At 49.0% G+C, this 14,702-nt stretch carries 12 protein-coding genes and 1 riboswitch; of the genes, 2 read left to right on the forward strand and 10 right to left on the reverse strand.

Going from position 1 to position 14,702, the window contains the following annotated elements; all coding sequences use genetic code 11:
- Positions 1-48: 48 nt before the first annotated feature.
- From ABGT54_RS00090 to tdh, 7 genes are all read right to left on the reverse strand, one after another.
- Entirely contained in the window at positions 49-564 is a 516-nt protein-coding gene (locus ABGT54_RS00090; protein WP_346662288.1) for a hypothetical protein, read from the reverse strand.
- A 6-nt stretch (positions 565-570) separates the two neighbouring features.
- Complete coding sequence (locus ABGT54_RS00095) at positions 571-993, reverse strand: DUF4430 domain-containing protein (protein ID WP_204907728.1); 423 nt, start codon at positions 991-993, stop codon at positions 571-573.
- Between the two features lie 154 nt (positions 994-1,147).
- Positions 1,148-1,337: riboswitch (cobalamin riboswitch) on the reverse strand.
- Between the two features lie 97 nt (positions 1,338-1,434).
- Positions 1,435-4,059 (reverse strand): pyruvate, phosphate dikinase, encoded by a 2,625-nt coding sequence (ppdK, locus tag ABGT54_RS00100; protein ID WP_204907727.1) that lies wholly within the window; start codon positions 4,057-4,059, stop codon positions 1,435-1,437.
- A gap of 100 nt (positions 4,060-4,159) precedes the next feature.
- Entirely contained in the window at positions 4,160-5,548 is a 1,389-nt protein-coding gene (locus tag ABGT54_RS00105) for an aminopeptidase (protein WP_346662289.1), read from the reverse strand.
- Between the two features lie 124 nt (positions 5,549-5,672).
- The gene (locus ABGT54_RS00110) at positions 5,673-6,440 is read right to left on the reverse strand and encodes a transposase (RefSeq protein WP_346662290.1); all 768 of its coding nucleotides are present in this window, start codon (positions 6,438-6,440) and stop codon (positions 5,673-5,675) included.
- 124 nt (positions 6,441-6,564) lie between these two features.
- Positions 6,565-7,764: a glycine C-acetyltransferase gene (locus tag ABGT54_RS00115; RefSeq protein WP_346662291.1), complete on the reverse strand. Its 1,200-nt coding sequence runs from the start codon at positions 7,762-7,764 to the stop codon at positions 6,565-6,567.
- A 147-nt stretch (positions 7,765-7,911) separates the two neighbouring features.
- Complete coding sequence (gene tdh, locus ABGT54_RS00120) at positions 7,912-8,949, reverse strand: L-threonine 3-dehydrogenase (protein WP_346662394.1); 1,038 nt, start codon at positions 8,947-8,949, stop codon at positions 7,912-7,914.
- Between the two features lie 300 nt (positions 8,950-9,249).
- On the opposite strand from tdh, the gene sstT (ABGT54_RS00125) reads away from it, so the two are divergent.
- Together sstT (ABGT54_RS00125) and sstT (ABGT54_RS00130) are read left to right on the forward strand one after the other, a co-directional pair.
- Positions 9,250-10,518 (forward strand): serine/threonine transporter SstT, encoded by a 1,269-nt coding sequence (sstT, locus tag ABGT54_RS00125; RefSeq protein WP_346662292.1) that lies wholly within the window; start codon positions 9,250-9,252, stop codon positions 10,516-10,518.
- 350 nt (positions 10,519-10,868) lie between these two features.
- Positions 10,869-12,137, forward strand: a complete 1,269-nt coding sequence (gene sstT, locus ABGT54_RS00130; RefSeq protein ID WP_346662293.1) for a serine/threonine transporter SstT — start codon at positions 10,869-10,871, stop codon at positions 12,135-12,137.
- Positions 12,138-12,256: 119 nt separating this feature from the next.
- Here sstT (ABGT54_RS00130) and ABGT54_RS00135 read toward each other — a convergent pair whose 3' ends face one another.
- The 3 genes from ABGT54_RS00135 to ABGT54_RS00145 all read right to left on the reverse strand — a co-directional run bounded on the left by ABGT54_RS00135 (position 12,257) and on the right by ABGT54_RS00145 (position 14,669).
- The gene (locus tag ABGT54_RS00135; RefSeq protein ID WP_346662294.1) at positions 12,257-13,648 is read right to left on the reverse strand and encodes a glycine--tRNA ligase; all 1,392 of its coding nucleotides are present in this window, start codon (positions 13,646-13,648) and stop codon (positions 12,257-12,259) included.
- A 117-nt stretch (positions 13,649-13,765) separates the two neighbouring features.
- Positions 13,766-14,509 (reverse strand): DNA repair protein RecO, encoded by a 744-nt coding sequence (gene recO / locus ABGT54_RS00140; RefSeq protein WP_346662295.1) that lies wholly within the window; start codon positions 14,507-14,509, stop codon positions 13,766-13,768.
- The gene (locus tag ABGT54_RS00145) at positions 14,451-14,669 is read right to left on the reverse strand and encodes a hypothetical protein (RefSeq protein WP_346662296.1); all 219 of its coding nucleotides are present in this window, start codon (positions 14,667-14,669) and stop codon (positions 14,451-14,453) included. Before ABGT54_RS00145 ends, recO begins: the two co-directional genes overlap by 59 nt.
- Positions 14,670-14,702: the final 33 nt, after the last annotated feature.

The following is a 14,702-nucleotide window of genomic DNA, read 5'->3' on the forward strand; positions in this document are numbered from 1 at the left end:
CATGGACACCAGTATACATCTGCCATCCATGAGGCTTTCTTCTCTTTTTTAGTCCAGCATCCGGCTGCATTTTTCCAGAACACGCAGGATCGGATGGAACAGGACCAGGCACAGGACAAAGTTCCCGGCTCCGTGGATCAGGTCATACGGGATCCCCGCCACCCACCAGGACACCATCATCCCCGGCCCTCCGATAAACAGGTAGGGGATCGCACACAGCGCGCCGAATCCCAGGCCGAAGGCCCCGCTCATTACTGCGTAGACAAGGGCCTGCCGGCATCCGCTTTTTTGCATGATCAGCGTGATCACCACCAGCAGGGGCCACACATACAGATAGTTGATGACCCACAGGTTCATCCCCCACACCAGGCATTCCACGCCTACGAATGCAAATACGGCAGGGAGCGTCTTTTTACCGAACACAATGGTGTAAACAATAAACAGAAAACTCACCAGTTCGATATTTGGCAAAAATGCCAGCGCAGTTTTTGCCGCTTCCACTGTGGCCGTCATCATTCCGATCAGAACAATATCTTTTGCTTTCCAGTTCGTCCTGCTATTCATAAGACATTACTCTCCGGCAGCAACCTCGTAAGCCAGACGGTATGTTCCGCCGTCCTCTACCGGCTGGGTGTCCGCGCTGTACTGGCCGTACTCGCCGTCGACATAGATCGCCCAGTATGCGCCGTCCGTATCATAATCCGCGGTCAGGCCATTTACGGTATTGATGTACAGCCCGTAATCATCTTCGTCGCCCTCGTAAGAAAAGTCTTCGCTTTCCGCCGCTTCATCCATAAGCTCACGCAGCGTCTCCACATCGGTGGAAAGTTCATAAGACGTTACCTCTCCGGCGTCATCCATGACCTCCAGGGTACAGGTTTTGGAGCCTTCTTTTGTCTTTGGCCCTGCAACGAAATAAACGACTGCGAAAATAACCGCGATCACGATCACTGCCGCCAGGGCAATCCAGATTTTCTTTTTGCTTTTCTGCATCTTCTTTTCTCCTTTTCTTCTTTGATGAAGTTGAAAGGTACTAATCCATTTCCATTTAGCAAAAACGCCCGCTTCCACAGGGAAACGGGCGTACTTCACGCATGATTACCGCAGTTTGCGGCGGATGTACAACCAGTTACTCGTGGTTTGGAAAAGATCCTGTACAGCAACAGGCAGGTCTCCTGGCTCACAGATCATCATGCATATCCGCCTTCCCGATCTCTCAGTGGCATCGCCGGTTACGCACTCCCTGATTACAGTGACGAGTTCGCACAGGATTTGCACCTGTTTCCCTTTTCACCAAATCAGCTTCCTGAATTGACACCTGTCGCTTCTTTCATTCAACTATGTTCAGTTATAACATATTTTTCCAGAAAAAACAACGCCCTGTTCAAAAGAACAGGGCGCTGCGGATCATTTGTGATTCGATATCGCTTCCGCTTATTTGTGAGCGATCGCTGCCTGAGCTGCTGCCAGTCTTGCGATCGGTACACGGAACGGTGAGCAGGATACATAATCCAGTCCAAGGCTGTCGCAGAATTCAACAGAGGACGGATCTCCGCCGTGCTCGCCGCAGATACCAAGGTGCATGTTCGGGTTGCTGGATTTTCCAAGCTCGATCGCCATCTTCATCAGCTTGCCAACACCTACCTGATCCAGTTTTGCAAACGGATCGTTCTCGTAAATCTTAGCATCATAGTATGCATTCAGGAATTTTCCTGCGTCATCACGGGAGAATCCGAAGGTCATCTGTGTCAGGTCGTTGGTACCGAAGCAGAAGAAGTCAGCTTCTTTTGCGATCTCATCGGCTGTCAGAGCAGCTCTCGGAATCTCGATCATGGTACCTACTTCGTACTTCAGGTCGATGCCTGCTGCAGCGATCTCTGCGTCAGCAGTCTCAACTACGAATTTCTTCACATATTTCAGCTCTTTGATCTCTCCAACCAGCGGGATCATGATCTCCGGCTTGATGGTCCAGTCCGGATGAGCCTTCTGTACTTTGATGGCTGCGCGGATGACAGCTCTTGTCTGCATCTTTGCGATCTCCGGATAAGTAACTGCCAGACGGCATCCACGGTGACCCATCATCGGGTTGAACTCGTGCAGGCTGTCGATAACGGCTTTGATCTGCTCAACGGTCTTGCCCTGAGCCTCAGCCAGTTTCTTGATATCCTCTTCCTCAGTTGGAACGAACTCATGAAGCGGCGGATCCAGGAAACGGATGGTTACCGGATTTCCTTCCAGAGCCTCGTACAGCTCTTCGAAGTCTCCCTGCTGATACGGCAGGACTTTCTCCAGAGCCTTTTCTCTTTCTTCCTCGGTCTCAGAGCAGATCATCTCGCGGAATGCGTCAATTCTGCCTTCTCCGAAGAACATGTGCTCGGTACGGCAAAGGCCGATACCCTCTGCGCCAAGCTCTACTGCCTTCTTAGCGTCTGCCGGTGTATCTGCATTGGTGCGGACTTTCAGTCTTCTGTACTTGTCAGCCCATCCCATGATACGTCCGAACTCGCCTGCGATTGTAGCGTCTACGGTCGGGATGATTCCATCATAAATGCATCCTGTGGATCCATCCAGGGAGATCGGATCTCCTTCGTGGAATTCTTTTCCGCCCAGTGTAAATTTCTTATTTGCCTCGTCCATAACGATGTCGCCGCATCCGGATACACAGCAGGTACCCATACCACGTGCAACAACGGCTGCGTGAGAAGTCATACCGCCACGAACTGTCAGGATACCCTGAGCGCTCTTCATACCGGTGATATCTTCCGGAGAGGTCTCCAGACGAACCAGAACAACCTTCTCTCCTCTTTCTGCCCACTCTACAGCATCGTCAGCGGTAAATACGATCTTACCACATGCAGCTCCAGGAGAAGCGCCAAGAGCCTTGCCCATCGGGGTAGCTTTCTTCAGTGCGTCGGCGTCGAACTGCGGATGAAGCAGAGAGTCTAAGTTTCTCGGATCGATCATTGCTACAGCTTCTTCTTCCGTTCTCATGCCCTCGTCAACCAGGTCGCATGCGATCTTCAGAGCAGCTTTTGCAGTTCTCTTACCGTTACGTGTCTGCAGCATGTACAGTTTGCCGTGCTCTACGGTAAACTCCATGTCCTGCATGTCTCTGTAGTGAGTCTCCAGAGTCTTGCATACATCTTTGAACTGTGCAAATGCCTCCGGGAATTTTTCTTCCATTTCGGAAATGTGCATCGGAGTACGAACTCCGGCAACAACGTCCTCGCCCTGTGCATTGGTAAGGAATTCTCCGAACAGACCGTTTTCTCCTGTAGCAGGGTCACGGGTAAATGCAACACCTGTACCACAGTCGTCTCCCATGTTACCAAATGCCATCATCTGTACGTTGACAGCAGTTCCCCAGGAGTACGGAATATCGTTGTCACGACGGTATACATTGGCTCTCGGGTTGTCCCAGGAACGGAATACAGCCTTTACAGCGCCCATCAGCTGCTCTTTTGCGTCAGCCGGGAAATCTGTTCCGATCTTCTCTTTGTACTCTGCCTTGAACTGTCCTGCCAGAGTCTTCAGATCTTCTGCTGTAAGCTCAACGTCCTGTTTTACTCCTTTTTCTTCTTTCATCTTGTCGATGAGCTCTTCAAAATATTTCTTGCCGACTTCCATAACAACGTCGGAATACATCTGGATAAATCTTCTGTAGCAGTCCCATGCCCAGCGCGGGTTTCCGGATGCTGCAGCAAGTGTCTCTACTACTTCTTCATTCAGACCAAGGTTCAGGATGGTATCCATCATACCAGGCATAGAAGCTCTTGCACCGGAACGAACAGAAACAAGCAGCGGATTCTCTTTATCTCCGAACTTCTTTCCTGTAATCTCTTCCAGCTTTGTCATAGCCTCCATGATCTGTCCCATGATCTCATCGTTGATCTGTCTGCCGTCCTCATAATACTGAGTACAAGCTTCTGTCGTTACAGTAAATCCCTGCGGAACCGGCAGGCCCAGGCTTGTCATCTCAGCCAGGTTGGCACCCTTGCCACCGAGAAGGTTTCTCATATTTGCATTACCTTCGGTGAACATATACACCCATTTTGCCATTTGTCATGACCTCCTAAACTAATTTTTTCTAAGTCGCACATCTATTTTACTGGTTTTACCAATATTCGTCAAGGGTTTTAACAATGTTGAAACACTGTCTCTACATATTTTTAAGGAAGGCAAGGTATCCTCTGTATGCCTCGTATACATCTGCCTTGCTGGTGGTCTCCCAGGGTGCGTGCATGGACAGTACCGGCACGCCGCTGTCGATCACTTCCATGCCGTAATTGGCCATGATATAGGCAATGGTTCCGCCGCCGCCCACATCTACTTTCCCAAGTTCCGCAAACTGGTACGCCACCTGCTCTTCGTCCATAGCACGGCGGATCTGTGCCAGATACTCGGCATTCGCATCATTGGATCCGTTCTTTCCACGGCTTCCGGTAAATTTATTAAACACCAGTCCTTTGCCGAAAAATGCGGAGCTTCTCTTCTCAAATGCGTCCGCAAACATGGGATCGTAGGCTGCACTGACATCGGAAGACAGCATTTTAGAATTCTGCAGGGCTCTTCTTACCTTCAGTTCGGACTCGCCGGACTCCATAGCGATCAACTCTGCCACCACATTTTCAAAGAAACGGGAGTGCATTCCGGTGGCTCCGACGCTTCCGATTTCTTCTTTGTCCACCAGGATACAGCACGCGGTACGGTCCGTCACCTTTGCATCCAGCATTGCAAAAAGAGACGTAAAAGCACATACTCTGTCATCCTGCCCGTAAGCCAGGATCATGCTGCGATCGATCCCGCAGTCTCTTGCTTTGCCTGCCGGCACAATCTCCAGCTCTGCAGAAACAAAATCTTCTTCTTCAATATTATAGGATTCTTTGAGGATCTTCGCTACATTTGCCTTAACTGCGTCCTTTTCCTCGTTGTCCAGTCCCTCTGTTTCTTCAAGCGGGCAGCTTGCAATGATCAGATCCAGTTTCTCTCCTTCGATCACTGCGCTTGCCTTCTGCTCCATCTGCTTGGCGGCCAGGTGCACCAGAAGATCAGAAATCACAAATACCGGATCTTCTTCTTTCTCACCGATACTTACATTAATCACAGTCCCGTCCTTTTTCACCACAACACCATGCAGCGCCAGCGGGATCGTAAGCCACTGATACTTCTTAATGCCCCCATAATAATGAGTATCCAGGTACGCGAACTCGTCGCTTTCATAGAGAGGATTCTGCTTCACGTCAATCCTCGGAGAATCAATATGCGCGCCCAGAATATTCATTCCCTTCTCCAGCGGCTGCCTGCCGATCTGGAACAGCGCGATACTCTTATCCATGCACACCGCATAGATCTTGTCGCCCGCTTTCAGCGGAGCCTTTACTTCCTCAAGACTGACATACCCGGCCTTCCTGGCTTCCGCCACGGCAAGAGCAACACACTCCCGCTCGGTCTTACCGGCATCCAGACACCCCTTATAACGCTCATTGATCTGCTCAAGCTCCATTTTCCGGGCAGATGTGTAGCTTTTCCAAACATTTTTTCTGTCCATGTTTTCCACTCCTTTCTTTGACAACAGTATAACAGGAGACGTAGACTTTTGCAAAAGGTCTACGTCCCAATTTGCATTTTACCCTGTACCTTTTTGTAAATCAGGGTGTACCCGACTCATTTTCCTACTTGTTCTGCAGCTCATTCATCAATGTATTGCAGTGTTTCTTTGCAATCTTTTTTGAGATTTTTAGTGTTTTTACTAAGCACGAGATATACGAGTCCTGAAGTTCGCTTTCCTCAAATACCTGGAGGAGCGTCATAAGATTCCGCTCCTCACAAATTTCTTCAGCGATTAGTAATGCCGCGTCTTTCTGCTTCGCCAACATTTCTTCTTTTATATCTGCAAAAACCTGTACGTCTCTGGATCCGTGAAATTTTTCGAACTCTTCGTATTCTGCAAAAGTACTTGTATATTTTTTTATTGCATTGGAATGGATGATCCCGGGCGTTTCCAGCATGTATTCAGCCATACTGCTGTATTTATAGCGCTCCGGATGCCTTACCATCCCCGCCTTTACTGGATTCAGATGGATATACCGCATACAATTCCAATAATATGCATCTGTTTCAATACATTCACTAATAAATCTGTTTTGAAATACATGGCCATTCCTGTGATGCTTGTAATTGTAATAATTCGCATACTCGGCCAAAACGACTGCCATAAATAATGATAAAACCTGGAGTTCAGCTTTGATAATCAGATGTGCGTGATTTGACATGATACAATATGCGTAAATTTCTACGTCATATTTCTTTAGATATTTTAGAATAATTTTTTTGAAATAAATCTTTTCTCTTTGCTGATTATAGATTTTCTCTTTGTTGATTCCCTTAACAATAATATGGTAAAAATCTGTGAGACTTTTTTGTCTTCTTGTTGTTGGCATTCAGCTCCTCCTTTCGGATGCTGAACTCCGTTCGGGTACAGGGTAAATGTCAATTGGGTACACCCTGATTTTCAATTTGGGACGTAGACCTTTGCAAAAGGTCTACGTCCCAAATTGTTTGTTGTTATTTCAATCCCATCTCTTCTCTTACTTCGATGAAGCATTTTACGATGAAATCGATATCTTCTTTGGTATGACTTGCACATACCTGTGTACGGATTCTTGCTTTTCCCTTCGGTACTACCGGATAGGAGAATGCTACGACATACACACCCTTGTCCATCATGCGGCTTGCGAACTCTGCTGCTGTCTTCTCATCATACAGCATAACCGGTACGCAGGGATGTGTTCCCGGAATGATGTCGAATCCGTTGTCTACCAGTTTCTGACGATAGTATGCGGTTACTTCCTCCAGGTGATCGCGAAGCTCTGTGCTCTCGTCCAGCATGTCAAAGAGCTCCAGACTTGCGCCGACGATCGCCGGTGCCAGAGAGTTGGAAAAGAGGTACGGACGGCTTCTCTGACGAAGAAGATCAATGATCTCTTTACGTCCGGATGTATATCCGCCGGAAGCTCCGCCAAGCGCCTTGCCCAGGGTTCCTGTGATGATGTCAACACGTCCCTGCACGCCACAGTACTCCGGAGTCCCGCGTCCTGTCTTTCCTACGAATCCAACTGCATGGCTGTCGTCTACCATTACCAGTGCATTATATTTATCTGCCAGGTCACATACGCCCTGCAGATTACAGATGATACCATCCATGGAGAATACACCGTCTGTTGCGATCAGTTTGATCCTTGCGCCGGCTTCATCAGCCTCTTTTAATTTCGCTTCCAGATCTTCCATATCATTGTTTTTGTAACGGAATCTCTTTGCCTTGCAAAGACGAACACCATCGATGATGGATGCGTGGTTCAGCTCATCACTGATAACTGCGTCTTCTGCTGTCAGGATCGTCTCAAACAGACCGCCGTTCGCATCGAAGCAGGAGGAATACAGAATCGTGTCGTCTGTTCCCAGGAAGTTGGAGATCTTCTTCTCCAGCTGTTTGTGGATATCCTGGGTTCCGCAGATGAAACGTACAGAAGCAACGCCAAATCCTTTCTGGTCATAGGTTTTCTTTGCAGCCTCGATCAGACGGGGGCTGTCACCCAGACCCAGATAGTTGTTTGCACACATGCAGAGGAGTTCTCTTCCGTCTTCCATCTTTACTCTTGCACCCTGGGGAGATACAAATGGAGCCTCACCTTTAAAAAGTCCGGCTTCTTTAATTCCCTCTACTTCTTTTGCGTAAATGTCCAAAATATCGTTTTTACGAGCCATTTCGTTCAAATCCTTCTTTCTTATAAATAGGTAGTAACTGTTCGCCGCGTCTTCCGTTCCGGATAAAATCCAACCGGCTGCGGGAACTTATGATACAGCTTTTGTACAGCTGTCCGCCGCGTCGTTTAAGCGCGGCCTGTCCTGACTTTAGTCGTTGATGTGAGACCAGTCAAGGATAACTTTTCCGGACTCTCCGGAGATCATAGCCTCAAATCCCTTCGCAAAGTCTTTGATGTCAAAGTGATGTGTGATAATCTCTGAAATGTCCAGTCCTGCCTGCAGCATGGTTGACATCTTGTACCAGGTATCCCATACCTTTCTTCCATAGATACCGCGCAGGTTCAGTCCGTTGAAGATCACTGTCTCAAGGTCTACGGTAGCGTCTGTTCTCTGCAGCCCCAGAAGAGCGATCTTTCCGCCGTGCTTCATGTTGTGGATCATGTCATGAAGCGCAGCCTGGGAACCGGACATCTCAAGACCTACGTCGAATCCTTCGGTCATGCCGATCTCGTTCATAACATCCGGCAGCTTCTCTTTTGCAAGGTTCACAACTCTGGTGGCGCCCAGCTTCTTAGCCAGCTCCAGACGATATTCGTTAAAGTCTGTCACTACAACGTGTCTTGCGCCTGCAAATTTAACGATAGCCGCTGCCATGATACCGATGGGGCCTGCACCTGCCACCAGCACGTCCTCGCCTAATACATCGTAGGAAAGTGCGGTGTGAGTTGCGTTCCCAAACGGATCAAAGATCGCGTACATCTCTTCCGGGATGTTCGGGTTGCAGGGCCATACGTTGGAGGAGGGGATTACCAGGTATTCCGCAAATGCGCCGTTGCGGTTTACGCCCACACCTTTGGCATCCTTACAGTTTTCTTTGTGTCCTTCCAGACAGTTGCGGCATTTTCCGCAGGTGATGTGTCCTTCACCGGATACCAGGTCGCCGATATTGAAGCCCTTGACACCGGATCCAACCTCAACAACCTCACCAACATACTCATGTCCTGCTGTCAGGCCGATCGGAATGGTGTGCTGTGCCCAGTCATTCCACTGCCAGATATGTACGTCTGTTCCACAGATCGCGGTCTTGTGGATCTTGATCTTGACATCGTTCGGTCCAACTTCCGGGATCGGAACCCGTTTCATCCACAAGCCTTCTTCCGGCTTCTCTTTGACGAGCGCCCACATCATTCCATCATTTTTTTCACTCATGTTGATACCTCCCATATCTTCGTCTCCCCAGACGATTCTTGTATTTTCGCTACTATTATATCATTCATTTTCACGACACACAATGGATATTCATGAGTTTCATGTGTACAATTTGTTCATTTTTTTGTACATAACCCCTGTTTCATAAGTTAATATTTACAAATCTTCACATTTCTTTTATAATTGTAGTTAGCATTATTATTGGGGGACCATAATCCGAAATCTAGAAGAAAGAGAGGATGCAGATATTGTGATGCGAAATATCTGCGAGAAAAGATGCAAACAGTTAAAAACATCATTAGCAAATGGAACAGCATCAGTCTGGTCAAACGTATCATTTGTGGATTGATCGTCGGTATCATCCTTGGACTTGTTGTTCCGCAGGCATCCGGAATTTCGATTCTCGGAGACCTGTTCGTAGGCGCCCTTCGAGGCATCGCTCCCGTACTGGTATTCTTCCTGGTTATGAGCTCGCTCTGCCACATGGGGAAGGGACAGAAGACCAACATGAAAGTGATCGTGATCCTGTACATGGCCGGCAATATTCTTGCAGCAGCCTGTGCCGTAGCAGCAAGCTATGTATTCCCGATCACCCTGACCTTTACTGAGAATACAGACACCAGTGATGTTGCTCCTCCGAGCGGCGTGACCGAAGTCTTAACCAACCTTCTGATGAACCTGGTTGACAACCCGGTAAATGCCATCGTACAGGCAAACTACATCGGTATCCTGTTCTGGGCTATCATCTTTGGTGTTGCTCTGAAAGGGGCAGGCGAAGGAACCAAAAATGCACTGGAGCATATCTCTGATGCAGTATCCATCGCCGTACAGTGGGTGATCAGCTGTGCACCGTTCGGTATCATGGGCCTGATCTTCACCACCATTTCCGAGCAGGGACTTTCCGTTCTCCTTGGATACGGACGTCTGATCCTGGTACTGGTTGGAACCATGGCCGCTGTTGTATTCATTGTAAACCCGATCATCGTGTTCCTGTTTATCCGCAAGAACCCGTTCAAACTGATCTTTACCTGTCTGAAGGAAAGCTTTATCACTGCGTTCTTCACCAGAAGCTCCGCTGCGAACATTCCTGTTAACATGAAGCTTTGCGAAAGACTGGGCCTGGATGAAGATACTTACTCTATCTCCATTCCTCTTGGCGCTACCGTAAACATGGCTGGTGCGGCAATCACCATTTCTACCATGGCACTGGCAGCAGCCAACACCCTGGATATCCACGTTTCCGTCGGCAGTGCACTGATCATGTGCGTACTGGCAGCAGCCAGTGCAGCCGGAGCTTCCGGTGTTGCAGGCGGTTCCCTGCTTCTGATCCCGCTGGCATGTAGTCTGTTCGGTATCCCGAATGACATCTCCATGCAGGTAGTCGGTGTCGGATTCATCATCGGTGTAATCCAGGATTCCTGTGAAACAGGCGTTAACTCTTCTACAGACGTTCTGTACACAGCGATCGCAGACTTCCGCGACCGCCGGATCCATCCGGAGCACTACGCAGACAAACCGTTTGATCCGGAGATCAAGATCCTGTAATTTTCAGATTACACGCAGACAAAAGACTTACAATTACATACGGATTCAAGACAGGCAGATCTTCTGCCTGTCTTTTTTGTCCCTATACCTGTCAGTCCTGCCAGTAACACGTCATCTTTACCTGCGCCTCCTGTATGCGGAAGATGCAAAAAACACATACAGGCGCGCAGACAGTTCCTTAGCGTGCCATTAGCACTCTTTGTGCATTTCGACGAAAAACATGTTTTTTCAATATTTTCCATCGTCATCATTTACAAATCATCCAAAATCTAGTATATTAAAAGCATCATTATTTTAGCGTTATCTTAACACGCTACAGGTAACGTGTCAAGAAGAAAGAGAGGGAAAATATGGAAAAACTCAAAGGCATCATTCAAAAATGGAACAGCATCAGTTTGGTAAAACGGATCATCTGCGGACTGATCATCGGTATCATTCTCGGTCTGGTCGTACCGCAGGCAAGCGCGATCTCTATTCTGGGGGATTTATTTGTCGGAGCTCTGCGCGGAGTTGCACCGATTCTGGTATTTTTCCTGATCATGAGTTCTCTGTGCCGTATGGGCGAAGGACAGAAAACCAACTTAAAAGTAATCGTCATCCTTTATATGGCGGGCAACGTGGTGGCTGCAGCCTGTGCCGTAGTGGCAAGCCGGCTGTTTCCGATCGTTCTTACCTTTTCTGAGAGCACGGACACCAGCGATGTTACCCCGCCCAGCGGAGTTACAGAGGTCATCACCAATCTTCTGATGAACCTGGTGGACAATCCGGTCAACGCCCTGATCAACGCCAACTTCATCGGCATCCTTGCATGGGCCATTATCTTTGGTATCGCGCTCAAGGGCGCCAGCGAAGGAACCAAAAATGCGCTGGACAATATCTCTGACGCAGTTTCTACCGCTGTCAGATGGGTCATCAACTGCGCTCCCTTTGGTATCATGGGCCTGATCTTTACTACCATTTCTGAACAGGGTCTGTCTGTCCTTCTTGGATACGGACGTCTGATCCTGGTGCTGGTCGGAACCATGGCGGCCGTAGCGCTGATCATCAATCCGATCATCGTATTCTTGTTCATCCGCAAAAATCCTTACAAGCTGGTATTTACCTGCCTGAAGGAAAGCTTTATCACCGCATTCTTCACCAGAAGTTCTGCGGCAAATATCCCGGTAAATATGGGGCTGTGCGAGCGGCTGGGACTGGACGAAGACACTTACTCCATCTCCATTCCGCTTGGAGCAACCGTAAATATGGCCGGCGCAGCCATCACTATTTCTACGATGGCGCTGGCAGCGGCGAATACTCTGGATATTGAAGTATCCATCCCCAGCGCTCTGATCATGTGTGTACTGGCAGCCGCCAGTGCGGCAGGCGCCTCCGGCGTGGCAGGCGGATCCCTGCTTCTGATCCCTCTGGCCTGCAGCCTGTTTGGTATCCCCAACGATATCTCCATGCAGGTGGTAGGTGTCGGATTTATCATCGGCGTTATCCAGGATTCCTGTGAGACCGGCATCAACTCCTCTACGGACGTACTTTACACCGCCATCGCAGATTTCCGCGACCGCCGGATCCATCCGGAACGCTATGCGGACAAGCCGTTTGATCCGGAGATCAAGATTTTATAGAATCTTTTTTTGAAGTACAACAAACTACCCATTTTGGTTGTCATACTTTCACGAAAGAAGGCGCCCGCCAACCGGCGGACGCCTTCTCTGTTTTACTTTCTGAATATTTTCAGCACTTTTTACCACTCGAATTTCTTCTCGAAATAGCTTTCCAGATCTTCGATCTTTACTCTCTCCTGCTCCATGGTATCTCTGTCACGAACGGTCACCGCGCCGTCTTCCTCAGACTCGAAGTCATAGGTAATGCAGAACGGTGTTCCGATCTCGTCCTGGCGGCGGTAGCGTTTTCCGATATTGCCGCGCTCATCGAACTCACAGTTGTACTTTTTGGACAGTTTCGCATAGATCTTCTCCGCGCCCTCGCTCAGCTTCTTGGACAGCGGCAGCACACCGATCTTGACCGGAGCCAGCGCCGGATGGAAATGGAGAACCGTACGCATGTCTCCGCCTTCCAGCTCTTCTTCATCATAAGCGCTGCACAGGAAGGCAAGGACCATACGGTCCGCTCCCAGTGACGGCTCGATCACATAAGGAATGTATTTGATCTTCTTCTCATCATCAAAATAAGACAGATCCTGTTTGGACACGTTCTGATGCTGGGTCAGGTCAAAGTCTGTACGGTCTGCGATTCCCCACAGTTCGCCCCATCCAAAGGGGAAGAGGAATTCCACGTCTGTGGTTGCCTTGCTGTAATGACTCAGCTCCTCCGGAGAGTGATCGCGGTACCGCATTTCCTCATCCTTAATGCCCAGGGTCTTCAGCCAGTCCAGACAGAATTTTTTCCAGTATGCGTGCCACTCCAGATCCGTATCCGGCTCGCAGAAGAACTCCAACTCCATCTGTTCAAACTCTCTGGTACGGAATGTAAAGTTTCCGGGTGTGATCTCATTTCGGAAAGATTTTCCGATCTGGCAGATTCCAAAGGGAATCTTCTTTCTGGAGGTACGCTGTACATTTTTAAAGTTTACGAAAATACCCTGTGCCGTCTCCGGGCGAAGGTAAACCACGCTCTTGGCGTCTTCTGTTACACCCTGAAAGGTCTTGAACATCAGGTTAAATTCACGGATCTCGGTGAAATTGTGTTTGCCGCAGGTAGGGCAGGGAATCTGATGCTCCTCGATATACTGCTCCATCTGCTCGTGGCTCCAGCCGTCGATGCTGTCCGGAAGCTCCAGGCCGTTTTCTTTTGCATAATCCTCGATCATCTTGTCAGCACGAAAACGCTCATGGCACTCCTTACAGTCCATCAGAGGATCGCTGAATCCGCCCAGATGTCCGCTGGCCACCCAGGTCTGCGGGTTCATCAGGATCGCGCAGTCCACGCCTACGTTGTAGGGAGACTCCTGTACGAATTTCTGCCACCAGGCTCTTTTTACGTTATTCTTCAGCTCAACTCCCAGATTTCCATAGTCCCATGTATTTGCCAGCCCGCCGTAGATCTCGGATCCCGGATAAACGAATCCTCTTGATTTCGCCAGCGCAACGATTTTGTCCATTGTCTTTTCTACCATGCCCTATTCCTCTCTTCCATATGTTTATCTGTATTTTCTATAAATACAATGATTGTTAATAATTATACAGTTTGCAGCCTGTGTTTTCAAGCCTTATTCCACATTTGTTTTCAGGATTTATTCTACGATCATTTTCAGGATTTCCAGAGATTTAAAATGTCTGTCCACATACTTTTCCAGATAATCCGCAACGATCTTTTCCAGCTCGCCTTGCACCTCTTCTTTTACCACAAAGGTGTACAGTTTTTCCACCGGGGAGGATACAATGTACTGCAGGGTGTAGGCCGTAGAAGGGAGAAGCGTCCTGGCTCCATTTTCCAGGCGGCCGCAGTTTTCGCAGAGAAAGCCTCCCCGCCGGACGCTGAAGCGCCAGGGTCCTTCCTGCCTCCCGCAGGCCATGCAGGAAAATACCTGGGGGCCTTCTCCATTTACCGTCACGGTCTTGAGTTCGTAGATACAGCGCACCAGCCGGTTGGGGATATGGGGATTCAAAAGCGCCCGCAGAGTCTGGTAAAGAAGCCCCAGAAGCTGCGTCTCATCATTTCCTTCTCTGGCGTAGTAGCCGGCCAGATCCATGAAGTAGAAGCCATAGTACGCTCCTTCCATATCCTGGCGGAGCTCAGAAAAGTAATTGGAAATAGAGGCCGACATCAATGTGTAGGATGTCCGCCCCTCGTAGATCGCAAATGTGCCGAAAGCAAAGGGTTCCGTTACGCCCATCAGCGCATTTCCCGCTCTTCTGGCTCCCCTGGCAAAGGCAGAGATCTTGCCTCTCTCCCTTGTCAGGATCACGATCCGCTTATCATATTCCCCCATTGGCGCCGCTGTCAGCACCATGCCAGTTACCGTGATCTGATTCAACTTTTGCCTCTCCTTCACCAGGCATACCGCCTTGCCTGCAGGCAACTCTGTCCGCCGCTCCATTCTGCTGCCGCAGATTTTCGGCGTCCGTGTTTCTGTAGGTAAGATAATCTCTTACACTGCCGGTCTTAAGAAATTGTTTCCAGTACTTTTCTTCCATCTCTGATCACCTCATCCTCTGTTCTCTTATAAG

Origin of the sequence: uncultured Merdimonas sp., assembly GCF_963929015.1 — a bacterium.
Taxonomy (GTDB): domain Bacteria; phylum Bacillota; class Clostridia; order Lachnospirales; family Lachnospiraceae; genus Merdimonas.